The following is a 22,003-nucleotide window of genomic DNA, read 5'->3' as shown; positions in this document are numbered from 1 at the left end:
ACTGTCGGGGAATGCCCGAGCAAACGAGGACCGCCGCGATCGTCGTGAACCCGGTGAAGGTCGATGAGCCCGCCCTGCGCGAGGCGCTCCGAGCCGCCGAAGAACGCCATGGCTGGGCGGAGACACTCTGGATCGAGACCACCGAGGACGACCCCGGGTCCGGGCAGACGGAGCAGGCGCTCGAGCACGGCGTCGACGTGGTGATCGCCGCCGGAGGCGACGGTACCGTCCGCACCGTCGCCGAGAAGCTGCAGGGCACGGGCGTCCCGCTGGCGTTGCTTCCGTCGGGCACGGGCAACCTCCTCGCCCGCAACCTCGACCTCACGCTCGACGACATCGGGCACGCCCTCGACTCGGCGTTCGACGGGGACGACCGGTCGATCGATGTCGGCGTGGTCGAGCTCCGCGACGGGGACGGTCCGACGCGCAAGCACTCCTACCTGGTGATGGCCGGCGTGGGCATCGACGCCCAGATGATCGCGGCCACCGACGACGACCTCAAGGCCCGGCACGGCTGGCTCGCCTACGTGAAGGCGATCGGCACGGTGCTCCGCGACAAGAACGAGCTGCGCCTGCGCTACCAACTCGACGACAAGGGCGTGCGTTCTGTGCGCGCCCACACCGTCCTCATCGGCAACTGCGGGTCGCTGCCCGCCAACATCCTCCTGCTGCCCGAGGCGGCGGTGGACGACGGCGAGTTCGACATCGTCGTGCTGCGGCCGGAAGGCTTCATCGGGTGGGTCCAGATCGCCGTGAAGATCTTCTGGGAGAACGGCGTGCTCCGGCGCACCACCGTCGGCCGGCGGCTGATGGGAGCCGACAAGCAGGTGCGCGCCATGAACTACCTGAAGGGTCGCGAGTTCGTGATGCGGCTGAACCGGCCCCAGGATGTGGACCTCGACGGCGACCTGTTCGGCCGCGCGTCCGCCCTCCGCACGTGGATCGACCCGTCGAGCCTGAAGGTCAGGGTCCCGCGCGCGGAGTGACGGACGGCGCCGCCCGGCGTCAGGCGCGGGCGAGCAGCTCCAGCGTGTCCACGACGCGGTTGGAGAAGCCCCACTCGTTGTCGTACCAGGCGACGACCTTGACGTGGCGGCCGTCGACGCGGGTCAGCGCGGCGTCGAAGATCGACGAGGCCGGCTGCCCGGTGATGTCGCTCGAGACGAGCGGCTCGTCGGCGTAGTCCAGGATGCCGCGCAGGGGGCCCTCGGCCGCGGCGCGGTAGGCGGCGAGCACCTCATCGCGTGTCACGTCGCGCTCGACCGTCGTGTTCAGCTCGACGATGGAGCCGACCGGCACAGGCACCCGGATGGAGTCGCCCGACAGCTTGCCGTCGAGCTGCGGGAGCACCAGGCCGATCGCCTTCGCGGCGCCCGTCGTCGTCGGGACGATGTTGACCGCGGCGGCGCGGGCGCGACGGAGGTCGCGGTGCGGGCCGTCCTGGAGGTTCTGCTCCTGCGTGTAGGCGTGCACGGTCGTCATGAAGCCGTGCTCGATGCCGGCGAGGTCGTCGAGCACCTTCGCCAGCGGGGCGAGGGCGTTCGTGGTGCAGGATGCGTTGGAGACGATGACGTGCTGCTCGGGGTCGAACACGTCGGTGTTGACGCCGTACGCGAGGGTGACGTCGGCGCCGTCCGACGGGGCGCTGACCAGCACGCGCTTCCCGCCGGCGGTGAGGTGGGCGCGGGCGGCCTCGGCGGAGGTGAAGCGACCGGTCGACTCGAGCACCACATCCACCCCCAGCTCGGCCCAGGGGAGGTCGGCGGGCTCGCGCTCGGCGAGGACGCGGATACGGCGGCCGTCGACGACCAGGGCGTCGCCGTCGACCTCGACGGTGCGTCCGAGGCGGCCGAGGGAGCTGTCGTATTTCAGGAGGTGGGCCAGCGTGTCGGGGGCGGTGAGGTCGTTGATGGCGACGACCTCGAGGTCGGAGTCGCGCTCGAGCAGGGCGCGGAGGGTGTTGCGGCCGATGCGGCCGAATCCGTTGATGGCGATGCGGGTCATGGGCGTTCCTTTCGTGTGCCGCATCCATGGTGCGAGGCGCATCGGGCGACCGACAGTGGCGTGAGCGACATGGTCCGCAATGATCGCGCCAGCTATGAGGACAGCCTGCGCAAGGATCCCGCCACCGTGGCACCACTCGGAGGGAGGGAGGGCGGAGCGGGGGAGGGCGTAGGGCCGAGCGCGCGCGTCAGGCGGAGAACGTGTGGCGGTACTCGGTGGGCGACGTGCCCAGGATGCGCTGGAAGTGCAGGCGCAGGTTCGCGCCCGTACCGAGGCCCACCCGCGCCGCGATCTGCTCCACGCCCAGGTCGCTCCGCTCCAGGAGCTCGCGCGCCAGGTCGACCCGGGCGCGCAGCACCCACTGCATGGGTGTGTAGCCGGTGTCCTCCACGAACCGCCGGGAGAAGGTGCGGGCGGAGACGTTCGCGTTGCGGGCGAGCGCATCCAGCGTCAGCGGTTCGGACAGGTGCGCCAGCGCCCACTCCCGGGTCTCGGCGAAGAGGTCGCCGAGGGGTTCCGGAACGCTCCGCGGCACGTACTGCGCCTGCCCGCCGCTGCGGTACGGCGCCGCGACGAGCCGCCGGGCGACACGGTTCGACAGCCCGACGCCGTGGTCGCGGCGCACCAGGTGCAGGCACAGGTCGATCCCGGAGGCGGCGCCGGCCGAGGTCAGGATGCTCCCCTCGTCCACGAACAGCACGTTCTCATCCACCCGCACGAGGGGATGCCGCTCCGCCAGCGAGCGCGTGTAGTGCCAGTGGGTCGTGGCCCGCTTGCCGTCGAGCAGCCCGGTCGCGGCCAGGGCGAAGGCTCCGGTCGAGATCGCGGCCAGCCGCGCGCCGCGCTCGTGGGCGGCGAGCAGCGCCCCGACCACGGCGGCCGGCGGATCCGCCATCCCCGGGTTCCGGTAGCCGGGCACGAACACGGTGTCGGCCTCCGTCAGCGCCTCCAGGCCGTCGGCGACGTGGTACGACAGCCCGTCGCCGCCGGTGACCAGCCCCGGCGTGGCACCGCACACCCGCACCTCGTACGGCATGCTCGGCCGGTGCGAGAACACCTGCGCCGGGATGCCGACATCCAGCGGCTTCGCGCCCTCGAGCACCAGCACGGCGACGCGATGCGACCCGCTCATGACCGGGCGGAGACGATCTGCAGCAGGGCCGCCCGCAGTGCGGCCGGATCGGCGACCTGGGGGAACACCTCATCCTCCAGCCCGCGCACGCCCGCGAACGCCTCGTGCCCGGCCTCCGTGATCGCGAGCACGTGGCGGCGGCGGTCGCCGGGGTCGGGCGCGCGCGTCACGAGCCCTTCGCGCTCCAGCCGGTCCACAGTGCGCGACATCGTCTGCGGTTCGACCCGCGCCATCCGGGCCAGGTCGGACTGCGAGTCGAAGCCGAGCTCGAGCAGGTGCAGCACGATCAGGCCGGCGTGCGTCAGGCCGCGCTGCTCCAGCGCGTCGGCCCAGGCGCGCTCGACAGCCCGGGATGCGGCGCCGAGCAGCCGGCCGAGCGGCCAGTTCTCGGGTTGGTGCTCCTCGGCTTCCGCCTCGCGCATGTCCATACCTTCATCGTACGGATGCCGGAGGGATGCGGCGCGGCCGGCGCCGCATCCTGCGCGTCAGTCCGTGCCGGAGTCGAACGCGGCGCCCTCGGAGCTGAGGTCGATCTCGCGCGACAGCTCCTCGTCGACCGGCTCGACGCCCTCGAGGATGGCGCGGGCGCGCCCCTCCTCCAGCTCGCCGACCAGCTCGCCGGTCGGTCCGCCGATGAGGCCCGAGGCGGCGTACTGCTCGAGCCGCGAGCGGGAGTCGGCGATGTCGAGGTTGCGCATGGTCAGCTGGCCGATGCGGTCGCCGGGGCCGAAGGCGGAGTTGCCGACGCGCTCCATGGAGAGCTTCTCGGGGTGGTAGCTGAGCGCCGGGCCCGTCGTGTCGAGGATCGTGTAGTCGTCGCCGCGGCGCAGGCGCAGGGTGACCTCGCCGCTGATCGCGGAGCCGACCCAGCGCTGCAGGGACTCGCGCAGCATCAGCGACTGCGGGTCGAGCCAGCGGCCCTCGTACATCAGGCGGCCGAGACGGCGGCCCTCGTTGTGGTAGTTCGCGACCGTGTCCTCGTTGTGGATCGCGTTCAGCAGACGCTCGTAGGCGATGTGCAGCAGCGCCATGCCCGGGGCCTCGTAGATGCCGCGGCTCTTCGCCTCGATGATGCGGTTCTCGATCTGGTCGGATGCGCCGAGACCGTGGCGGCCGCCGATCGCGTTCGCCTCCAGCACGAGGGCGACCGGGTCGGCGAACTCGGCGCCGTTGATGGCGACCGGGCGGCCGGCCTCGAAGCGAACCGAAACCGTCTCGGGCGTCACCTCGACGTCGTCGCGCCAGGCGGCGACCCCCATGATCGGGTCGACGATGTCGAGACCGGCGTCAAGCTCCTCGAGGCGCTTCGCCTCGTGGGTCGCGCCCCAGATGTTCGCATCGGTCGAGTACGCCTTCTCGCTCGGGTCGCGGTACGGGAAGCCGCGCGCGACGAGCCACTCGCTCATCTCGGTGCGGCCGCCGAGCTCCTCCACGAACGCGGAGTCGAGCCACGGCTTGTAGATGCGCAGGCGGGGGTTCGCGATGAGGCCGTAACGGTAGAACCGCTCGATGTCGTTGCCCTTGTACGTGGAGCCGTCGCCCCAGATCTCGACCCCGTCATCCATCATCGCGCGCACCAGCATGACGCCGGTCACCGCGCGGCCGAGCGGGGTCGTGTTGAAGTAGGTCTTGCCGCCCGAGCGGATGTGGAACGCGCCGCACTGCAGGGCGATCAGCCCCTCCTCGACCAGGGCGCGCTTCGCATCCACCAGCCGGGCGATCTCGGCGCCGTACTCCTTCGCGCGGCCGGGGACCGCGTCGATGTCGGGCTCGTCGTACTGGCCGATGTCGGCGGTGTACGTGCAGGGGATCGCGCCCTTCTCGCGCATCCAGGCGACCGCGCAGGAGGTGTCGAGACCCCCGAGAACGCGATGCCGACTCGTTCACCGACGGGCAGACTGCTCAGAACCTTGGACACGGCATCCAGCTTACTGGGGGCTCTCCGGGCCGTGCTGCCCGAGGCCCGGGTGGACGCCCGGCTGGAAGCCGCTGCCTGCGACCATGCGGGTGAGGATGGCCAGGAGGTCCGCGCGATCGTCCGGTCCGAGCCGGCCGAGCATCGCCTCCTCCTGCTCGTCGGCCAGGCGTGTGGCCGCACGCACGACGTCCCGGGCGGACGGCGTCAGATGGATGGCATACGCGCGCCGGTCGTCCGGGTGCCGCCTGCGCTCTACGAGTCCGCGCTGCTCCAGGTCGTCGATCAGGGTCACCATCGAGTTGCGGTGGAGGCCGAGGGCCGTGGCGAGCTCCTGCTGGGTGCGTCCCTCCTGCCGGGCGACGTGAACCAGGATGCCGTAGCGGTTGGGGGTGAGCCCGAGCGGCGCGAGGGCGGCTGCGAATGCTTGGGCGCTCTGCAGTCCCAACTGCGAGACCAGGAAACTGGCCCGGGACTCCAGGGCGGGGGGCTCGGAGCTCATGCTCACATGATACCGATAGGTGATTGCACGGCGCTGTGACTATCACCTACCATGACGACATGAGACTGACCATCTTCGGAGCCAGCGGCCAGACCGGCCGGCTCATCGCCCACCAAGCCCTCCAGCAAGGGCACGACGTGAGGGTCGTCCTGCGCCGACCATCCGACGATGTGGATGCGCGTGCCGACGTCCGGATCGTCCCCTCCTCGACGATGCGGCCGCGGTCCGCTCGGCACTCGCCGGTGCCGATGGCGCCCTGTCGGGCATCGGTCCTCGCAAGCGTGCGGACGCGCCCGTGGCGGCGCCCGCGACGCGCGCGATCCTCGGAGCGGCCCGAGGGATGGGACTGCGGCTCGTCGTCATCAGCGCGGCGCCCGTCGAGCCGCCGCCCGCCGACGACAGCTTCCTCAGCCGCCGGATCGCCCTGCCGCTGATCGGCGTGCTGCTGCGACCCGTCTACGACGATCTTCGTGCGATGGAGCGAGAGCTCCGCGGCTCCGACGCCGTGTGGACCGCGTTCCGGCCGCCGATGCTCACCTCGGGCCGGGCGACCGGCGCGTACCGCACCCGCATCGGAGGCAGCGTCCCGCGCGGCTTCACGGTGTCGCGCGCCGACCTGGCGGATGCGATGCTCTCGAGCCTGCAGCGGCCCGAGACCGAGCGCGCCGCGGTCGGCATCGCGGGCTGACCTCGGTTCTCGCCGGTCCTCAGCCTCGGCCGTCGGCGGACTGCGCCGGGCAGTCTCCGCCCGGCTGGGTGCGCAATTCGAAGTGCCACGCCTCGTTCGCATAGACCTGGCAGAGTCCCCAGGCGTTGCCGTAGCGGCCCAGGTAGTCCATCGCGCCGGCGTCGGCGATGTCGACGGCCTCGCCGCGGACATGAGCGGAGTCGCTGCCGCGCTTGACCCACTTCTCGGCTTCCTCCTCGCTGCCGTACTGCTGGACCGCCTGTGCGAACAGGTACTCCTGGTAGCGCTCGGAGCGCCAGCCGTCCGCAATGGTGATCTCGTGCCCGGCGCCGTCCTGCCGCATCGCGTGCTCGGCCCGTCGCAACGCTGCGCGAAGGTCGGGCGCGAGGCGCGTCACCGCGGGAAGGCCGCTGTCGAGGGTCAGCGCGCTGCCGTCGGGAATGTAGCCGTCGTCGTCGGTGAGACCGTTCGCGCCGGCGGCCGGCGCGGCTGCCGCCTGTTGCGGCGCCCCGACCGGCTGGGCGAGGGCCGCGGTGCCGCCGGCCGCGCATCCCGCCAGCGTCGCAGCGAGGAGGAGGGACAGGGCGGCGCCGACCAGGCGCATCGAGGAGTGCATGCCTCAACGCTCGCAGCCGCCGTCGTCGCCGCGCGTCCGCCGGAGGTCCCATCCGCATCCGCCGCGCGACCGACCTCCCGACCTGTGGTGCCCGGCAGCATTCGTCACGAATGGTCGCTCTACGGCGCGAATGACGATCATTCGTGACGAATCCCTCGCGTGCCCGGCGGAGATTTGTGCCAAATCAGCGTTATGAAGCGCGGATTACCGCGATTTGGCACAAATCGTCACGGGGTCAGGGCGTCACGGGAGGCGCGGGGTGCGCGGCGGCTCCGTGCGTCGGCGGCCGGTGGCCTCGAACGCGGCCGCCAGGGCGAGCAGCGCCGCGTCGTCGTACGCCCGCCCGGCGAAGGTCAGCCCGACGGGCATGCCGATGTCGGACATCGTCCCCATCGGCACCGTCACGGTCGGGATGCCGAGGTGCCGCGGCACCAGGTTGCCGTTCGCGACCCAGACGCCGTTGCGCCAGCCGAGGTCCGCGGAGGCGGGGCTCACGTCCATGTCGGCGGGTGCCACGTCCGCCACGGCCGGGAAGACGACGGCGTCGAGGCCGAGCCCGTCCATCCACTCCTCCAGGTCGGCGCGGCGGGTCTCCTCCAGGCCGCGCAGGCCGTCCGCGAGCTCGGGGATGCTCTCCAGCGTCGTACCCGGATGCGCGCGCACCCAGCCCGGGTAGTCCGCGATGTCGTCCACGAAGCCGTCGTACCGGTCCGGCAGGGCGCCCTCCGGCTGCGGGAAGATACGGGCGCCGTCGACGTCCGCGAGCGTCGACAGGGCGGGGTCGCCGTTGGCGGCGAGGAAGTCGTCCCACGCCCATGCGGACAGGTCCACGATCTCGCGCCGCAGGAACGCGCGCGACACGAGCCCGCGCGTCGCGATCGTCGGCGCGCCGGGCCGGTCGCCCTCGTAGTTGGACACCACCGGGAAGTCGACCTCGACGACCGTCGCACCGGCGGCCTCGAGGTCGCGTCGCGCCGCCTCCCACAGGGTGATCACCGACTCCCGCGTCTCGATCCGCTGCCCGGTCGGGCCACCGATCCCGGGCGCGTCCGCCGTGCCCGCGTCCGGGTCCGCGTTGATGTACATCCGCGGGATGCCGACGCGGCGGCCGGCGAGCGAGGCGCCCTCCGCGAGCGCCGGATACGACGCCGGCCGCACCTCGGAGACGGCGGGGAGCGCCACCCACGGCTGGGCGCGCCAGAAGTCGCCGCGTGTCTCCGCGTCGTCGGCGACGATCACATCCAGCACCTCGAGCAGGTCGGCCATGGTGCGGGTGTGCGGCACCACCACATCCATCGTCGGCACCAGCGGCCAGTTGCCGCGCACCGAGATGACGCCGCGCGACGGGGTGTACGCGCAGAGGGCGTTGTTGGATGCGGGGGCGCGCCCGGACGACCAGGTCTCCTCGCCGAGGCCGAACGCCGCGAAACTCGCGGCGGTCGCCGTCCCCGATCCGTTCGACGAGCCCGATCCGAACGCGGCCGTGAGGTAGTCGCCGTTGTAGGGCGACTCGGCGCGGCCGTAGACGCCGCGCTGCATGCCGCCGTTCGCCATGGGCGGCATGTTCGTGAGGCCGAGCAGGATCGCGCCGCCGGCGCGCAGGCGCTCGATCGTGAACGCGTCCCGCTGCGCGACGAGGTGCTCGAACGCGGGCGAACCGGCCGCTGCCGTCAGTCCGCGGGCAAGGTAACTGTCTTTGGCGGTGTACGGGATGCCGTCCAGCGGCCCCAACGTCTCGCCGCGCGAACGGCGGGCGTCGGAGGCCCGGGCCTCGTCCAGCGCGTCCGGGTTGCGGACCACCACGGCGTTGAGCCGCGGCCCGGCGGCGTCGTACGCGTCGATGCGGGCCAGATACGCGGTCACCAGCTCCGCGCTGGTCGTCTCGCCCGCCTCCAGCGCTCGCCGCAGCTCGGCGATCGGGGTCTCGACGACGTCGATGCTCATGCGGACACCGCCGGCTGCTGCTGCGTGATGCAGTGGATGCCGCCGCCGCGCTCGAAGATCGGGCGCGAATCCACCATGGTCACCCGGCGGCCCGGGTAGACGGCCTCCAGGATCTCGGTCGCCTCGGCGTCGGCGCGCTCCTCGCCGAAGCCGCACGCCACGATGCCGTCGTTGACCACGAGGTGGTTGACGTAGCTCCAGTCGACGAAGCCCTCCTCGTCGCGGAGGGTCGCCGGCGCGGGCAGTTCGACGATGTCGAAGCGTCGGCCGGCCGCATCCGTCGTGCCGGAGAGCAGCGCGTGCAGCTCGCGCGACACGGCGTGGTCGGGGTGCTCGGGGTCGCGCTGGGTGTGCAGCAGCAGGGTGCCGGGGGACGGGATGGTCGCCACGATGTCCACGTGCCCGTTCGTGCCGAAGTCGTCGTAGTCGCGGGTGAGGCCGTGCGGCAGCCAGATCGCGTGAGTCGCGCCGATCGTGCGGGCGAGCTCGGCCTCCACTCGGGCCTTGTCGGCGTACTTGTTGCGCCGGGGGTCGAGCTGCACAGTCTCGGTGAGCAGCACGGTCCCCTCGCCGTCGACGTGGATGCCGCCGCCCTCGTTGACGAGCAGGGAGCTGATCAGCTCCGCGCCGGTGCGCTCGGCGACGAAGCGGGCGATCTCGGCGGACTTGCGCCACTCGGCCCATTCGGGGTCGCCCCAGCCGTTGAAGGTCCAGTCCACCGCGCCGAGCACGCCGGGGCGCTCGTCGTCGACCACGAAGGTGGGGCCGAAGTCGCGCATCCAGAACTCGTCGAGCGGAGCCTCCACCTGCTCCACGTGGCTGCCGAGCATGCGGGCGGCGCGCTCACGCTCGCTGGGGTCGACGACCATGGTCACCGGCTCGTACTCCGCAACGGCGTGGGCGACGGCGGTCCAGGAGGCGTAGGCCTCCTCGGCGGAGACGGCGTCGTCGCCGAGGGTGATGCCGGCGCGGGGGAACGCCATCCAGGTGCGTTCGTGCGGTGCCGTCTCGGCGGGCATGCGCCAGGTCATCGGGTCCTCCATCGGTCGGCGACGAATTGTTGATCAAATGATCAATAACTGCCCCGAAGCTACCTATACTGGGCGGATCATGTCAAGAGCCGTCCGACGTCGTCCGCCCGCCGAGCGGAGCGCCGAGCTCGCCGCCGCCGCACGGGACCTCGCGCTCGCCGACGGCCTCTACGCCGTCACGCTGCGGGGCGTCGCCGGCCGCGCGGGTGTGACGCCCGCGCTCGTCGCGCACTACCACCCGGCCATGGACCAGCTGGTCGCCTCCGCCTTCACGGCGGTCGTCGGCGCCGAGCTCGCCGAGCTGCGGACGCTGCTCGCCGCCGCCGACGGACCGCTCGCGCGGCTCGCCGGGCTGCTGCGCGCCCTGCTCGACGGAACCCGCGACGACGTGACGCTGGTGTGGGTGGAGGCATGGGCGCTCGGCCGGCGCAATGAGGCGCTCGCCGCGGCGGTCCGGGAGCAGATGGATGCGTGGCAGGACCTCATCCACTCGGTCGTCGCGGACGGCGTGGCGTCGGGCGACTTCACCGCCGAGGATCCCGCCCAGGCTGCGTGGCAGCTGCTCGGGATGATCGACGGCCTGAACGCGCAGGCGCTGGTCCGCTGGGGAGCCGGCGGCGACCGCGGGCCGGTGCTGGCGCACGCGGTCGAAGGGATGCTCGGCCTGCGCCGCGGCGCGCTCGACGCGGCCGCTGGTGGGAGCAGCAGCGGCAGCGGCTGACGCGATCGAGTGGTGAGTCGTGGCGCGAATTCGCGCCGAGTTGCGACGTGATGTCTCCACTCGGCGGGAAGGGCGGACGGCGGCGCAGCGCGGCCGACGGAGCCGCCGGGGCGCGCTACGCGATCCAGGCGAGGAGCTCGGCCCGGAACTCGTCGGGCTTCTCGATGTGGGCGGAGTGCCCGCAGTCGTCGAAGACCACCTCGCGCGTCTTCCCGCCCGCGGCGGCGTACCGGTCGAGCACGGCGCGTGTCTGCGCGAGCATCGGCTGCGGCGGCGCGACCTCGTCGCCCGGCCAGCCCGGGATGATGCCGGCCGCGCCGAGCTGGTTCAGGTCGAAGAACGACGCATCCGCGACGATCGCATCCACCGCGCCGTGGATCCACAGGATGGGCGGTTTGGCCGGCGCATCCACGATCCCGGACGTGTCGAAGTACGTCGGCGCCAGGGTGTTCAGGATGCCGCGCGTGCCCGGCCCGAAGCCCGGCCAGTGCTCCGACGCGCCGGCGTCGCCCGGGTAGTTGTCGGGGCCGGTCGCCGTGGTCAGCATCGACTCCACCCAGAGGTCCTCGTACTCGGAGACGAAGCCGGGCGCGACGTACGACGAGCGGTACACCGCGCGCGGCGAGGTGGGCGACTCCTCGCCGGTGTCCCCGGCCGCGAGCCGCGCGACGAAGTCGGGGTTCGCGCCGCCGCCCCCGGTGCCGGACGCGTCGGCGTTGAGCAGCGAACCGTCGAGGGCCGTTCCGCCGAAGCCGTACGGCGAGACGGGCGACACGAGCGTGAGGCTGGCGACGAGGTCGGGCCGGTCGAGCAGCAGCTGCATGACGACCCCGCCGCCGAGGCTCCAGCCGACGATGTGGACGGCGCCCAGGCCGAGCTCGTCGGCCACCGACGCCACGTCGTCGGAGAAGTCGCGGACGCCGCGCGTCGCATCCACGGGCAGGGTCTCGCTGTCGCCGAAGCCGCGGAGGTCGACCGCCAGGGTGCGCACGCCGGCGGGCAGCGACCGCATCAGCGGCTGCCAGAACAGCGACGACGACACGTTGCCGTGGACGAACAGCACCGTCTGCAGGGGTTCGCCGGCGGCCGGGCGTTCCAGCACGTTGGCGGTGTAGCGGTCGGTGCGGACGGGCCGGGCGTCGATGCCGGGCAGCAGCGTTCCAGTCATGCGTTCTCTCCTTCGGGTCAGGATGCTTCGGGTCAGGATCCGGATGGTGCGTCGGCGGCGATGAGGAGCGGCAGCACCTGGCGCAGGCCCGGGTCGCTCATCACGATCGTGTAGTGGTTGACGTCGTGCGCCTCATGCATGCGCATCCCCGGCATCCGCTCGCGCCACTCGTCGACGACAGCCGGGTCGTACAACGGGGCCGCGTCGAGCAGCCCGCGGGGCGCGCGGATGAAGTCGATCGAGACGCGGATCGCGGCGAGCGCCTCGGTGTAGGAGGACGATCCGTCGAGCTCCAGCGCATTGACGGAGACGGCCTCGGGATCGACGCTCGACCGCAGCTCCGGGGCCTCGCCGACGAGGTCGTAGCGCACGTAGTCGGCGACCGCGTCGTTCCACCAGGGGCCGATCGCCGGATGCGCGCGCCAGAATGCGTCGTACTCCTCGGGCGAGGCGAACCGCATCCGCAGGCGGGCGAGCGCTGGGCCGAGCACCGCCGCGGGGACGTCCTCGGGCGCGATGCCCGCGGGCGCGGGAAGGGGCAGGCCGCCGTCGATCAGCACCAGGCGCGCCACCCGGCCGGGGTGCCGCTCGGCGAAGCGGACGGCCACGAAGCCGCCCATCGAGTGGCCGGCGACGACGGCCTGTTCGACGTCCAGCGCGTCCAGCACCCGGGCGAGATCGTCGGCGTGCTGCACCAGGCCGAACGGTCCGGGGAGACCGGAGCTGCGGCCGCGCCCCCGCAGGTCCGGCGCGATCACCCGGGTGTCCGGCAGCGCCTCGGCGGCGAGCCGCCAGGCGCGGTGGTTCGCCGTGATCCCGTGCACCGCCAGCAGCGGCACGCCGCCGGTGGCCGCATGCCAGACGCCGCCCGCGAGCACGCCTCCGTCGACCGGGGCGGCGAGCGGGGAGTAGTCCGTCACCGGGCGCTCCAGCCGCCGTCCATCGTGTAGCTCGCGCCGGTCACCATTCCGGCGTCGTCGCCCGCGAGCCAGAGGGCCAGGCTGCCGACCTCGGCCGGTTCGACCAGGCGCTTGATCGCGGCCTCCGTCAGCATGACCTTCTCGACCACGTCCTCCTCCGGGATGCCGTGCACCCGCGCCTGGTCGGCGATCTGCTTCTCGACCAGCGGCGTGCGCACGTAGCCCGGGTTGATGCAGTTCGACGTGACTCCGTGCGGGCCGCCCTCCAGAGCGGTCGTCTTCGAGAGCCCTTCGAGCGCGTGCTTCGCCGTGACGTACGCCGACTTGTACTCGGACGCGCGGAGTCCGTGCACGCTGGAGATGTTGATGATGCGCCCGAAGCCGCGCTGGTACATGCCGGGCAGCGCCGCCCGGATGAGGAGGAAGGGCGCCTCCACCATGATCCGCAGCATAAGGGAGAACGTCTCGGGGTCGAACTCCTCGATCGGGCTGACCTTCTGGATGCCCGCGTTGTTCACGAGGATGTCCGTGTCGACCGCGGCCTCCGCGAGTTCGGCCGTCTTCGACAGGTCGACCTCCCACGCATCGCCGCCGAGCCGCTCCGCCACCTGGCGCGCGGCGTCTCCGTTGAGATCCGCGATGGTGACCCGCGCTCCGGCTGCGGCGAACGCCTCGGCGCAGGCGAGCCCGATGCCGCTCGCGCCTCCGGTGATGAGCGCTCGGCGCCCGGTCAGATCGGTCATCGTCGACGCACCCTCCCGCCGGGCCAGCGCCCGAGCGGCCCTAGCGGCACTCTAACGCCGGGCGTGCGGCCCGGGGAAGGGCGGCGGCGTCAGTATTCGAGGCCGATCTGCTCGCGGATCGCGTCGAGCGCTCCCATGATGGCGACCGACTGCGACAGCGGCAGGCGGGCGTCCTCCCCGCCGCCCTCGGCGATGAGCCGCTCGATGGCGCGGGCCTGGTACTGCATCCCCCGCCCGTCGATCCGGGACTCGTAGGTCTCGATCACACGGCCCGTCGGGTCGACGACGCGGAAGCCGGTCGGCGCGTAGAAGGTGTGGTCGAGCTCGATCCGCGCATCCGTCCCGACGACGGTCGCACTGTTGTCGCCCGCCGCATCCAGCTCGGTGGTCAGCGCCGCCTGCGCCCCGCTCTCGTAGCCGAACAGGATGGACGTCTGCCGGTCGACGCCCGTCTCGGTGAACGTCGACAGCGCGAGCACGCGGTCGGGGGCGCCCAGCACATCCCAGGCGAACGACACCGGATAGATGCCCAGGTCGAGCAGGGCGCCTCCGCCGAGGGCCGGGTCCAGCATCCGCCCGGCCGGGTCGGGGTTCGTCCGCTGGTTGTGGTGGGCGACGACCGAGCGCAGCTCGCCGAGGGTGCCGTCGCTGATGATCTCCTGCAGCCGTTCCATGTGCGGCAGCCACCGCGTCCACATGGCCTCCAGCGCGACCAGACCGCCGGCGCGGGCGGCGTCCGCGATCTGCTGCGCCTCGCGCTGGTTCATCGTGAACGGCTTCTCGACCAGGACGTGCTTGCCGGCCTCGAGCGCCAGCAGCGCGTTCGGGGCGTGCTGCGGATGCGGGGTGGCGATGTAGACGACGTCGACGTCGGGATCGGCGACGAGCTCCTCGTAGCTGCCGTGCGAGCGCGGGATGGCGTGCGCGGCCGCGAACCGCGCCGCCGATCCGGGCGTGCGGGATCCGACCGCCGAGACCGTGTGCCCGTCGAGTTGCAGGTCGCGCGTCATGGCGCCCGCGATGCCGCCGGTGCCGAGGATGCCCCACGCGGGGGAGGAGGTCGTCATGCGGTCATCGTACCGACGGTCCTTCGCGCAGCAGGGCGCGCAGGGTCTCGATCGTGTCGGCCTCGCCCGGCTCCTTGTCGTCGCGGTAGCGCTTGACCCGGGCGAAGCGCAGTGCGATGCCGCCGGGGTACCGGCTGGAGCGCTGCACGCCGTCGATCGCGATCTCCACCACCGTCGTCGGCGCCACCCAGACGGTGCCGGCCGTCCGGCGCACCTCGATCTCCTGGAAGTGCTCGGTCTGCCAGGCGAGCAGCTTGTCGGTGAGGCCCTTGAACGTCTTTCCGACCATGACGAAGCCGCCCGGCTCGCCGTAGGCGCCGTCGGGGTCACGGGCGCCGAGGTGGATGTTCGACAGCGTCCCCTGCCGCCGTCCCGACCCCCACTCCACGGCCAGCACGACCAAGTCGTAGGTGTGCACGGGCTTGACCTTGACCCAGCTGGATCCGCGTCGGCCCGCCGCATACGGCGAGTCGATCGCCTTGACGACGACGCCCTCCTGGCCGGCCGCGAGGGCGTCGCGGGAGACGCGCTCGGCGACCTCCGGGTCGGCGGTGATCTCGCCCGGGATGCGGTGCTCGGCCGCCACCCGCTCGAGCTCCGCGAGACGGACGGAGAGCGGCTCGTCGAGCAGGTCGCGGCCGTCCACGTGCAGCACGTCGAAGAACCACGGATGCGCGGTGGAGCTCAGGGCATCGCGGAGCGGTGCCGCGACCCCAGCGCCGAGGGAGCTCGCGACCGAGGTAACGGAAGTCGGCTTCGACATGAACCGCGACATCGTCTCCTGGAACGGACGCGGCGCCCCCTCCTCGTCGAGCGAAAGCGTCTCGCCGTCGAGGATCACATCCTGCACGGGAAGCCGCCGCACCACCTCGACGACCTCCGGCAGGCGGTGCGTGATGTCGGCGAGGTTCCGTGTGAAGACGCGCACGTCGTCGCCGTGGCGGTGCACCTGGATGCGCGCCCCGTCGAGCTTGTACTCGACCGACGCCTCCCCGGTCGTCGCCAGCGCGTCGGTCGGGGTCGGGGCCGACGCGGCGAGCATCGGCAGCACGGCCCGGCCCACCTCGAGACCGACCGCGTCGAGCTCCTCGGCGGTTCCCGTCAACGCCAGCCGGGCGGTCTCGCCCAGGTCGCCGGAGAGCATCGCGGCGCGGCGCACGGATTCGCCGGAGCGGTCGGACGCGCGCGCCACCGCATCCATCAGCACACCCTCGAGCGCCCCCGTGCGCATCTCGCCGAGCAGCACGCGGGCGACGAAGTCCTGCTCGCGGGCCGTCGCACGGGCCGTGAACTCCCGCAGGGTGCGCGTCCGTTCGCCCGCGGACCCGCTGCCCGAGAGCGCCGCGAGCGAGTCGAGCAGCGCATCCAGGTCGTCGACCGTCAGGCTGGGCTCGGTCGCCGGTTCGCCCATCGCACCGCTGAGGCCCCGCCAGCCCACGCCGACCCGGCCCTGCCGCGCCTTGCCGACGAGGAACCCGACCGCCGGAGCGATCTCGTCCGGCTCCAGCCGGCTCAGCAGGCCCGCGAGCGCGTCGACCTTGGCCAGGCGCGACCGGGTGGAGGCGACGGTCTCCGCCGTCGTGACGAGCGTGTCGAGGAGCACGTCCCCATACAACCACCGGCCTCCGACGCTGCGGCCGTCTCCGTCGTCCCGCCGCTCTAGGCTGACGTCATGAGCGAATCCGTCCGGAACGTCCTCTCCGCCTTCGACCGCATCCCGGAGCCGTGGCAACCCCACCGCCTTGTATCCGTGAACGACCAGGATGTGAAGGTCGCCCGACTGCGCGGCGAGTTCATCTGGCACGCCCACCCGGACAGCGACGAGTTGTTCCTCATCGTCGACGGCCGGCTCACCCTGCAGCTGCGCGACGGCGACATCGAGCTCGGACCGAACGACGTCTTCGTGGTGCCCGCGGGCGTCGAGCACCGCCCGAGGGCCGACGTCGAGGCGCTCGTCGTGATGGTGGAGCGGGCGGGAACCGTGAACACCGGCGACCGCCCGGGGGAGCGCACGGTCGAGGTCCGCGACTTGTCGGAGGACTGAGCGGCTCGAGTCGAGCCCGACGTCACGTGTTCGCCAACCGATTCCGTGCTGTCCGGTGGTCACCGCGCCGCCCGCCGCCCGCGCTATCGTCGGAACGAACCACCCCAGACGAAAGACGGGCGACGCGGGATGCCGAGACAGGAACGCGCCGAGCGCACGCGGATCGCCATCCTCGACGCGGCAGCGGCCGAGTTCGATCAGCACGGTTATGAGGGCGCCCGCCTCGAGCGGATCGTCGAGCGCACCGGTGCGACGAAGGGCGCGGTGTACTTCCACTTCCGCTCGAAGCTCGACATCGCGACGGCCCTCGTCGCTGAGAAGTACGCGAACTGGCCCGTGATCATCGGCGAGGTCACCGCGTCGCTGCGGGGCCTGGCCGCGGCGGAGGAGGTGACCCGGCGGGTCGCGGCGGTCTTCGTCCGCGATGTGCGCGTGCGCGCGGCCATGCGGCTCACCCAGACCGTGTTCCCGCCATCGCCAGACGAGAGCCCGTACGACCGATGGATCGTCGTCATCGGCGGCCTCCTGCAGCAGGAACTGGACGACCGCGGCGAGACCGGCGTCGACGCGCACGCGATCGCGACGGTCGCGGTCCACGGCTTCTTCGGGGCGTACATGATCGCCAACGAGATGGGGACGCTCGCCGACCTGCCGCGGGACGTGGAGCGGCTCTGGGCGGCCCTGCGGCCGGCGCTTCGCGCATCCTGAAAGCATGCATTTGCTTAAAAACCGGTGAGTCCGTATGTTCTAAGCGGGGATACGGACGGCTCATCGCCGTCATCCGGGGGAGTGCGCCCCGTCTCGTTCGGAGTCGGGGCGTTCCCCGTCTCCGGGATCACTCGGACCGGCGCTCCCTGCGCGCGCGGCTGATCCGGCGGAGCACGAGACCGCCGACCACCAGCGCCGCCACAACGTAGATCACGATGTCGAGATACTCCGTGTAGCGCTCGACGAGGTGGTACTGGGTGCCGAGAGCGTAGCCCGCCCCCACCAGGACCGCATTCCACAGCAGCGTGCCGGCCAGGGTGAACAGCGCGAAGCGGCCGAACGGCATCCGGGTCGCGCCGGCAGGAAGCGAGATCAGGCTCCGGACGAGGGGCACCAAGCGCCCGAAGAACACCGCTCCGCGCCCGTGCCTGCGGAGCCAGTCGGCCGACCGGCGGAAGTCCGCCTCGTCGACGAGAGGCAGGCGCGCGAGCAGACGGACGGCACGCTCCTCGCCGAGCCGGCGCCCAAGTATGTAGAGGAGCACGGCGCCGCCGAAGCCGCCGAGGGTGGCGGCGACCAGCACCAGCACCACGTTCAGCGATCCCTGGAAGGAGAGGAAGCCGGCGAACGGCAGGATCACCTCGCTCGGGATCGGCGGGAACACCACCTCGGCGAGCGAGCACAGGCCGACGCCGACCTCGCCGAGGGCGACCATGACCTGCGCGGCGAGGCCGGCGATCCCCCCGAGGTCTTCGGGGGCGGTGGCGGCGAGCGTCGTTCCCGTCATGCGTGCGACGGTACCCGCCGGGGATGGGAGGGACGTGGATGCGGCGAGTGCGCCCGTCAGCCGACGCGCACGAAGGTCTGCTGCCAGCCGGTCGATCCGTTCGGGGCGATCGGGGCGCGCCTCTGCTCCTGCAGCCGGCCCGCCTTGTCCGTCGCTCGGACCGCCAGGGTATGGCTGCCCGCTGCGGCCTCCCAGTCGAGAGACCACTGCACCCAGGTGTCGGCGTTGACCGGCGCGGAGAGCCTCGCCTCCTGCCAGTCGCCGCCGTCGATCTGCACCTCGACCAGTCCGATGCCGACGGTCTGCGCCCAGGCGACGCCCGCGATGACCGTCTTGCCGGCGGTGACCGGCTTGTCCACGCGCGGGGTGTCGATGCGGCTGGAGAGCTTGATCGGCGCCTTGGCGCTGTAGCCGCGCGGCGTCCAGTACGCCTGGTCGGCGGCGAAGGTGGTGACCTTCAACTCGGTCAGCCACTTGGTGGCCGAGACGTACCCGTACAGCCCGGGCACGACCATCCGCACCGGGAACCCGTGCTCGAGCGGCAGCGGCTCGCCGTTCATCCCCACCGCGAGGATCGCGTCCCGGCCGGGGTCGGTGAGGGCGTCGAGCGGGGTGCTCGCGGTGAAGCCGTCCATGCTCCGGGAGAGGACCATGTCGGCGCCGGAGCGCGGCCGGGCCAGCGCCAGGACATCGCGCACCGGGATGCCGAGCCACCGCGCGGTGCCGACGAGGTTGCCGCCGACCTCGTTCGAGACGCAGGTCAGCGTCACGGCGTACTCGTCGAGGCCGCGGTCGAGCAGGTCCTGGAAGCTCAGCTGGATGCGCTTCTCGATCATCCCGTCGACGGTGAGGCGCCAGGCGGCCGGGTCGATCGAGGGGACGGTGAGGGCCGTGTCCACCCGGTAGAAGTCGGAGTTCGGGGTGAACAGCGGCGACAGCCCCGGGATGGCGAGGTCGGCTCCGTCGGGCACGCGCACCCGGGAGCGCGGCGTCGGCAGCTTCACCGCGGCACGGAGAGCGGCGATGGAGGAGGTGGCCGCGGAGCCGAGGCGCGAGCCGACGCCGGCGACGACGGCCCCGGCCGCGGCGAGGGAGGTGAGCAGCAGGAACCGTCGCCGGTCGACGCGCGCCTCCCGCCCGCCGTCGGTCCGCGCGTGCCGCCAGCGGCGGAGCCGGCCGATGAGCAGTGTCAGCATCACGGCGCCGGCCGCCGCTCCGACGGCGGAGGGGAGGAAGGCGAGCGGCGCGGCGCCTGCGCGGGTGACGGTCGCCACGACGGCGGCGACGCCCGCGAGGGCGAACAGCGCCGCGCCGAGGCGGCGGCGCCAGAGCTCCAGCATCCCGGCCGCCGCGGCAGCGACCAGCACCGCGATGCCGAGGGACGACAGGAGGAACAGCTTGTCGTTCGAGCCGAACAGCTCGATCGCGAGCTCCTTCGCCCACCGCGGGACGATGTCGATCACGAACGAGCCGACCGCCAGGATCGGCCCCGCGTCCCGTGCGGTCACCAGGGCGACCAGCTCGGCGGCAGCGAGGAACACTCCTCCGCTCACCGCGCCCGCGAGGGCCGCCCACGCGGCGGTGGCCGCTCTGCTCTTCCTCGACGTCTGCGTAGTCACGCCGGATCTTCGTCGCGGAACGACCTCACGGATTGGTCCAATCCGTTTCCTCGACCACCCCGAACCCCTGTTGACCGTCACAGCGGCGGCCTCACGATCGGCATCATCCCTCGAAGGAGAAGAGAACCATGCGATCCACTGCACGCCTCGCAGCGGCCGGCCTCCTGGCCGCCGCAGCCCTCGCCCTCACCGCCTGCTCGTCCGGCGCGGGCTCCTCGACCAGCGACAACAGCTCGTCGATGTCCTCGTCCAGCCCCTCCGCCTCGGAGTCGTCCGCCGCGATGGACCCGGCCGCGGACCTCGTCGGCCCCGGCTGCGCCGCCTACGCCAAGCAGGTCCCGTCCGGCTCCGGCTCTGTCAAGGGCATGGCGCAGGACCCTGTGGCGACCGCCGCCAGCAACAACCCGCTGCTGACGACCCTGGTCGCGGCCGTCTCCGGCAAGCTGAACCCGAAGGTGAACCTGGTGGACACCCTCAACGGCGGTGAGTTCACCGTGTTCGCGCCGGTCGACGACGCCTTCAAGAAGATCGACCCGGCGACCATCGACACCCTGAAGACGGACGCCGGCGCGGCCACGCTGACCTCGGTCCTGACGTACCACGTCGTCCCCGGCCAGCTGTCGCCCACGGACATCGTCGGAACCCACAAGACCGTCGAGGGCTCCGACGTCACCGTCTCCGGCTCGGGCGACTCGCTCAAGGTCAACGACGCCAACGTCATCTGCGGCGGCGTGCACACCGCCAACGCGACGGTGTACCTGATCGACAGCGTGCTGATGCCCCCGGCCAAGTAAGGCCTGAGCAGCACTCCCTCTCGGCGCGGCCGCGAAGCCTTTCGCTTCGCGGCCGCTTCGCGCGTCGCGCCGCTTCGCGCATACGATCGGCGCCGCCGCCGGGCCGTAGGCTGCCGGTATGCGGCTCGGCGAACTGCGCGTGGATGCGATCTCCGACGGCGCGTTCGTCGCCCGTCCCTCCTACTTCGGAGCGGACGTTCCGGGCGACGCGCGCCCCGACCTCTTCGACCGGGACGGCGCGGCGTGGCTCCCGATCGGCTGCTTCCTCATCCGTCATCCCGGCGGAGTCGTGCTGGTGGATGCCGGACTCGGCCCGGCGCTCGACCCGATGCCGGACGGCATGATGCTGGTCGGGGGCCAGCTGCCGACCGGTCTGCGCGCGCTGGGCGTCGCGCCGGAGGACGTCACGGACGTGGTGATCACCCACTTCCACCTGGACCATGTGGGCTGGCTGTTCAACCTCGACGCCCGGCCCGTGTTCCCGCATGCGCGGCTGTGGTTCGGTGCCGGGGAGTGGGACCACTTCGTCGACGGACCCGGCGAGATGGCGCCGCACATCCGCGCCGGCTTCCGCTCCCTCGAGGGGACGGACCGGCTGCGTCCGCTCGACGCCGACGCGGACGTCGTGCGGGGCGTCCGTGCGGTGCACGCCCCGGGCCACACGCCGGGACACCTCGCGGTCGAGCTCGGCCGCGGCGCGCACCGGATGCTGCTGCTCGGCGACGCGGTCACCGTGCCGCAGCAGGTGGAGGAACCGGGCTGGCACTCGATGGGCGACGTGGATGCGGCGCTCGCCGAGCAGAGCCGCCGCGCACTGTGGGCGCGGATGGGCGCCGAGGGCATCCCGGGTGTCGGGGCGCACTTCCCGGAACTGGCGCCCGTCAGAGGAACGCCGTCAGCGCGTCCGTGAGACGCTGCCGCGCGGCGCCGTCGCCGATCGTGGCCTGCCCGTCGCCGGGTTGGTGGCCGTAGTCGCCGAACTGCCCGTGGTTCATCCCCGCGATCTCCACCAGCCGTGCGTCATCCGGGAGCAGGTGCCGGGCGTCCGCGATCTTCGCCGGAGTGCTCAGCCCGTCGCGGCTTCCGCCGATCGACAGCACGCGCAGGCCGGAATCGCTCAGGTCGTTCGCACAATACGAGCCGAACAGGATGAGGCCCTCGACGCCCGGGCTCCCGGCCAGCTGGCAGGCGCGCACCCCGCCCAGGGAGTGGCCGCCGACGTACCAGTGCTCGGCCCCGGGCGCATGTGCGGTGAACGTGCTCAGCGGGCGCTGATCGAAGAACGCGAGGTTCAGCGTCGGCTTGGTGATCACCACCGTCAGCCCGGTCTTCTCGACGACGCCGGAGAGCTTGTAGAGGTAGGCGTACGGGTCCACCAGCGCTCCGGGCACGAACACCAAGCCGTCGCCGGACGGCGTGCCGGTCGGCTCCATGACGACGGCGTCACCCGCGTCGTGGATCCGGACCGCCGGGTCCCGCCACGCCTTCAGAGCCGCATCCCGCTCGCCCATCATCGGGGTGGACGCCCACGCAAGGAAGCCCACCACCACGAGCGCCAGCACGGCGGCCACCGCGATCACCGCCGAGCGCACCCGATGGC

At 72.4% G+C, this 22,003-nt stretch carries 21 protein-coding genes and 2 pseudogenes; 7 read left to right on the top strand and 16 right to left on the bottom strand.

Annotated features, from left to right (window positions below; all coding sequences use genetic code 11):
- The first annotated feature begins 11 nt into the window (after positions 1 to 11).
- Positions 12 to 986, top strand: coding sequence for a diacylglycerol/lipid kinase family protein (locus ACQ86M_RS12855; RefSeq protein ID WP_431219058.1), 975 nt, complete (start codon positions 12 to 14; stop codon positions 984 to 986).
- A gap of 19 nt (positions 987 to 1,005) precedes the next feature.
- On the opposite strand, the gene gap is transcribed toward ACQ86M_RS12855, so the two are convergent.
- The 5 genes and pseudogenes from gap to ACQ86M_RS12830 all read right to left on the bottom strand — a co-directional run bounded on the left by gap (position 1,006) and on the right by ACQ86M_RS12830 (position 5,553).
- Positions 1,006 to 2,004, bottom strand: a complete 999-nt coding sequence (gene gap / locus ACQ86M_RS12850; RefSeq protein ID WP_431245742.1) for a type I glyceraldehyde-3-phosphate dehydrogenase — start codon at positions 2,002 to 2,004, stop codon at positions 1,006 to 1,008.
- A 187-nt stretch (positions 2,005 to 2,191) separates the two neighbouring features.
- The gene (locus ACQ86M_RS12845; RefSeq protein ID WP_431245741.1) at positions 2,192 to 3,136 is read right to left on the bottom strand and encodes a GlxA family transcriptional regulator; all 945 of its coding nucleotides are present in this window, start codon (positions 3,134 to 3,136) and stop codon (positions 2,192 to 2,194) included.
- Entirely contained in the window at positions 3,133 to 3,564 is a 432-nt protein-coding gene (locus ACQ86M_RS12840) for a MarR family winged helix-turn-helix transcriptional regulator (RefSeq protein ID WP_431245740.1), read from the bottom strand. The genes ACQ86M_RS12845 and ACQ86M_RS12840 overlap by 4 nt, the downstream gene beginning before the upstream one ends.
- A 57-nt stretch (positions 3,565 to 3,621) precedes the next feature.
- Positions 3,622 to 5,054 (bottom strand): annotated as a pseudogene (argG, locus tag ACQ86M_RS12835) (argininosuccinate synthase).
- 10 nt (positions 5,055 to 5,064) lie between these two features.
- Positions 5,065 to 5,553, bottom strand: coding sequence for a MarR family winged helix-turn-helix transcriptional regulator (locus ACQ86M_RS12830; protein WP_431245739.1), 489 nt, complete (start codon positions 5,551 to 5,553; stop codon positions 5,065 to 5,067).
- A 59-nt stretch (positions 5,554 to 5,612) separates the two neighbouring features.
- On the opposite strand from ACQ86M_RS12830, the pseudogene ACQ86M_RS12825 reads away from it, so the two are divergent.
- A pseudogene (locus ACQ86M_RS12825) lies at positions 5,613 to 6,241 on the top strand (NAD(P)-dependent oxidoreductase).
- A 19-nt stretch (positions 6,242 to 6,260) separates the two neighbouring features.
- On the opposite strand, the gene ACQ86M_RS12820 reads toward ACQ86M_RS12825, so the two are convergent.
- The 3 genes from ACQ86M_RS12820 to ACQ86M_RS12810 form a co-directional block, all read right to left on the bottom strand.
- Positions 6,261 to 6,857, bottom strand: a complete 597-nt coding sequence (locus tag ACQ86M_RS12820; protein ID WP_431245738.1) for a M15 family metallopeptidase — start codon at positions 6,855 to 6,857, stop codon at positions 6,261 to 6,263.
- A gap of 243 nt (positions 6,858 to 7,100) precedes the next feature.
- Complete coding sequence (locus ACQ86M_RS12815; protein ID WP_431245737.1) at positions 7,101 to 8,801, bottom strand: amidase; 1,701 nt, start codon at positions 8,799 to 8,801, stop codon at positions 7,101 to 7,103.
- Positions 8,798 to 9,832, bottom strand: a complete 1,035-nt coding sequence (locus ACQ86M_RS12810) for an agmatine deiminase family protein (RefSeq protein ID WP_431245736.1) — start codon at positions 9,830 to 9,832, stop codon at positions 8,798 to 8,800. The genes ACQ86M_RS12815 and ACQ86M_RS12810 overlap by 4 nt, the downstream gene beginning before the upstream one ends.
- A gap of 79 nt (positions 9,833 to 9,911) precedes the next feature.
- Here ACQ86M_RS12810 and ACQ86M_RS12805 point away from each other — a divergent pair, with 79 nt between their 5' ends.
- Entirely contained in the window at positions 9,912 to 10,553 is a 642-nt protein-coding gene (locus ACQ86M_RS12805; RefSeq protein WP_431245735.1) for a TetR/AcrR family transcriptional regulator, read from the top strand.
- A 115-nt stretch (positions 10,554 to 10,668) separates the two neighbouring features.
- On the opposite strand, the gene ACQ86M_RS12800 is transcribed toward ACQ86M_RS12805, so the two are convergent.
- The 5 genes from ACQ86M_RS12800 to ACQ86M_RS12780 form a co-directional block, all read right to left on the bottom strand.
- Positions 10,669 to 11,721 (bottom strand): alpha/beta fold hydrolase, encoded by a 1,053-nt coding sequence (locus tag ACQ86M_RS12800; protein WP_431245734.1) that lies wholly within the window; start codon positions 11,719 to 11,721, stop codon positions 10,669 to 10,671.
- A gap of 32 nt (positions 11,722 to 11,753) precedes the next feature.
- Positions 11,754 to 12,641, bottom strand: coding sequence for an alpha/beta hydrolase (locus tag ACQ86M_RS12795; RefSeq protein ID WP_431245733.1), 888 nt, complete (start codon positions 12,639 to 12,641; stop codon positions 11,754 to 11,756).
- Complete coding sequence (locus ACQ86M_RS12790) at positions 12,638 to 13,384, bottom strand: 3-hydroxybutyrate dehydrogenase (RefSeq protein ID WP_431219045.1); 747 nt, start codon at positions 13,382 to 13,384, stop codon at positions 12,638 to 12,640. The genes ACQ86M_RS12795 and ACQ86M_RS12790 overlap by 4 nt, the downstream gene beginning before the upstream one ends.
- 89 nt (positions 13,385 to 13,473) lie before the next feature.
- Entirely contained in the window at positions 13,474 to 14,451 is a 978-nt protein-coding gene (locus ACQ86M_RS12785; protein ID WP_431245732.1) for a Gfo/Idh/MocA family protein, read from the bottom strand.
- 4 nt (positions 14,452 to 14,455) lie between these two features.
- Positions 14,456 to 16,054 carry an ATP-dependent DNA ligase gene (locus ACQ86M_RS12780; RefSeq protein ID WP_431245731.1) on the bottom strand — a complete coding sequence of 533 codons (1,599 nt, stop codon included), beginning with the start codon at positions 16,052 to 16,054 and terminating at the stop codon, positions 14,456 to 14,458.
- A gap of 69 nt (positions 16,055 to 16,123) precedes the next feature.
- On the opposite strand from ACQ86M_RS12780, the gene ACQ86M_RS12775 reads away from it, so the two are divergent.
- Together ACQ86M_RS12775 and ACQ86M_RS12770 are read left to right on the top strand one after the other, a co-directional pair.
- Complete coding sequence (locus tag ACQ86M_RS12775; protein WP_431245730.1) at positions 16,124 to 16,495, top strand: cupin domain-containing protein; 372 nt, start codon at positions 16,124 to 16,126, stop codon at positions 16,493 to 16,495.
- A gap of 129 nt (positions 16,496 to 16,624) precedes the next feature.
- Complete coding sequence (locus ACQ86M_RS12770) at positions 16,625 to 17,203, top strand: TetR family transcriptional regulator (RefSeq protein ID WP_431245729.1); 579 nt, start codon at positions 16,625 to 16,627, stop codon at positions 17,201 to 17,203.
- Positions 17,204 to 17,330: 127 nt separating this feature from the next.
- Here the strand turns inward: ACQ86M_RS12770 and ACQ86M_RS12765 are convergent, their stop codons facing one another.
- Together ACQ86M_RS12765 and ACQ86M_RS12760 are read right to left on the bottom strand one after the other, a co-directional pair.
- Complete coding sequence (locus ACQ86M_RS12765; protein WP_431245728.1) at positions 17,331 to 17,990, bottom strand: DedA family protein; 660 nt, start codon at positions 17,988 to 17,990, stop codon at positions 17,331 to 17,333.
- Positions 17,991 to 18,046: 56 nt separating this feature from the next.
- A complete protein-coding gene (locus ACQ86M_RS12760) occupies positions 18,047 to 19,609 on the bottom strand; it encodes a molybdopterin-dependent oxidoreductase (protein ID WP_431245727.1) in 1,563 nt (520 codons plus the stop codon).
- A gap of 128 nt (positions 19,610 to 19,737) precedes the next feature.
- On the opposite strand from ACQ86M_RS12760, the gene ACQ86M_RS12755 reads away from it, so the two are divergent.
- On the top strand, positions 19,738 to 20,403 hold the full coding sequence (locus ACQ86M_RS12755) for a fasciclin domain-containing protein (protein WP_431245726.1): 666 nt from the start codon (positions 19,738 to 19,740) through the stop codon (positions 20,401 to 20,403).
- 118 nt (positions 20,404 to 20,521) lie between these two features.
- On the top strand, positions 20,522 to 21,313 hold the full coding sequence (locus tag ACQ86M_RS12750; protein WP_431245725.1) for an MBL fold metallo-hydrolase: 792 nt from the start codon (positions 20,522 to 20,524) through the stop codon (positions 21,311 to 21,313).
- Here the strand turns inward: ACQ86M_RS12750 and ACQ86M_RS12745 are convergent.
- A complete protein-coding gene (locus ACQ86M_RS12745) occupies positions 21,285 to 21,995 on the bottom strand; it encodes an alpha/beta hydrolase (protein ID WP_431245724.1) in 711 nt (236 codons plus the stop codon). The two genes, ACQ86M_RS12750 and ACQ86M_RS12745, sit on opposite strands and share 29 nt — an antisense overlap.
- Positions 21,996 to 22,003: the final 8 nt, after the last annotated feature.

The organism is Leifsonia xyli subsp. cynodontis, assembly GCF_050632205.1.
Taxonomy (GTDB): domain Bacteria; phylum Actinomycetota; class Actinomycetes; order Actinomycetales; family Microbacteriaceae; genus Leifsonia; species Leifsonia xyli_D.
Note: the sequence above shows the minus strand (reverse complement) of the source record. Positions and strands in the feature narration are given on the sequence as shown.

What these genes read in the sequence shown, in the direction of transcription:
- ACQ86M_RS12855 (WP_431219058.1), top strand. Translation starts at nt 12, where the DNA reads ATGCCCGAGCAAACGAGGACCGCCGCGATCGTCGTGAACCCGGTGAAG.
- gap (WP_431245742.1), bottom strand. Translation starts at nt 2,004, where the DNA reads ATGACCCGCATCGCCATCAACGGATTCGGCCGCATCGGCCGCAACACC.
- ACQ86M_RS12845 (WP_431245741.1), bottom strand. Translation starts at nt 3,136, where the DNA reads ATGAGCGGGTCGCATCGCGTCGCCGTGCTGGTGCTCGAGGGCGCGAAG.
- ACQ86M_RS12840 (WP_431245740.1), bottom strand. Translation starts at nt 3,564, where the DNA reads ATGGACATGCGCGAGGCGGAAGCCGAGGAGCACCAACCCGAGAACTGG.
- ACQ86M_RS12830 (WP_431245739.1), bottom strand. Translation starts at nt 5,553, where the DNA reads ATGAGCTCCGAGCCCCCCGCCCTGGAGTCCCGGGCCAGTTTCCTGGTC.
- ACQ86M_RS12820 (WP_431245738.1), bottom strand. Translation starts at nt 6,857, where the DNA reads ATGCACTCCTCGATGCGCCTGGTCGGCGCCGCCCTGTCCCTCCTCCTC.
- ACQ86M_RS12815 (WP_431245737.1), bottom strand. Translation starts at nt 8,801, where the DNA reads ATGAGCATCGACGTCGTCGAGACCCCGATCGCCGAGCTGCGGCGAGCG.
- ACQ86M_RS12810 (WP_431245736.1), bottom strand. Translation starts at nt 9,832, where the DNA reads ATGACCTGGCGCATGCCCGCCGAGACGGCACCGCACGAACGCACCTGG.
- ACQ86M_RS12805 (WP_431245735.1), top strand. Translation starts at nt 9,912, where the DNA reads ATGTCAAGAGCCGTCCGACGTCGTCCGCCCGCCGAGCGGAGCGCCGAG.
- ACQ86M_RS12800 (WP_431245734.1), bottom strand. Translation starts at nt 11,721, where the DNA reads ATGACTGGAACGCTGCTGCCCGGCATCGACGCCCGGCCCGTCCGCACC.
- ACQ86M_RS12790 (WP_431219045.1), bottom strand. Translation starts at nt 13,384, where the DNA reads ATGACCGATCTGACCGGGCGCCGAGCGCTCATCACCGGAGGCGCGAGC.
- ACQ86M_RS12785 (WP_431245732.1), bottom strand. Translation starts at nt 14,451, where the DNA reads ATGACGACCTCCTCCCCCGCGTGGGGCATCCTCGGCACCGGCGGCATC.
- ACQ86M_RS12775 (WP_431245730.1), top strand. Translation starts at nt 16,124, where the DNA reads ATGAGCGAATCCGTCCGGAACGTCCTCTCCGCCTTCGACCGCATCCCG.
- ACQ86M_RS12770 (WP_431245729.1), top strand. Translation starts at nt 16,625, where the DNA reads ATGCCGAGACAGGAACGCGCCGAGCGCACGCGGATCGCCATCCTCGAC.
- ACQ86M_RS12765 (WP_431245728.1), bottom strand. Translation starts at nt 17,990, where the DNA reads ATGACGGGAACGACGCTCGCCGCCACCGCCCCCGAAGACCTCGGGGGG.
- ACQ86M_RS12755 (WP_431245726.1), top strand. Translation starts at nt 19,738, where the DNA reads ATGCGATCCACTGCACGCCTCGCAGCGGCCGGCCTCCTGGCCGCCGCA.
- ACQ86M_RS12750 (WP_431245725.1), top strand. Translation starts at nt 20,522, where the DNA reads ATGCGGCTCGGCGAACTGCGCGTGGATGCGATCTCCGACGGCGCGTTC.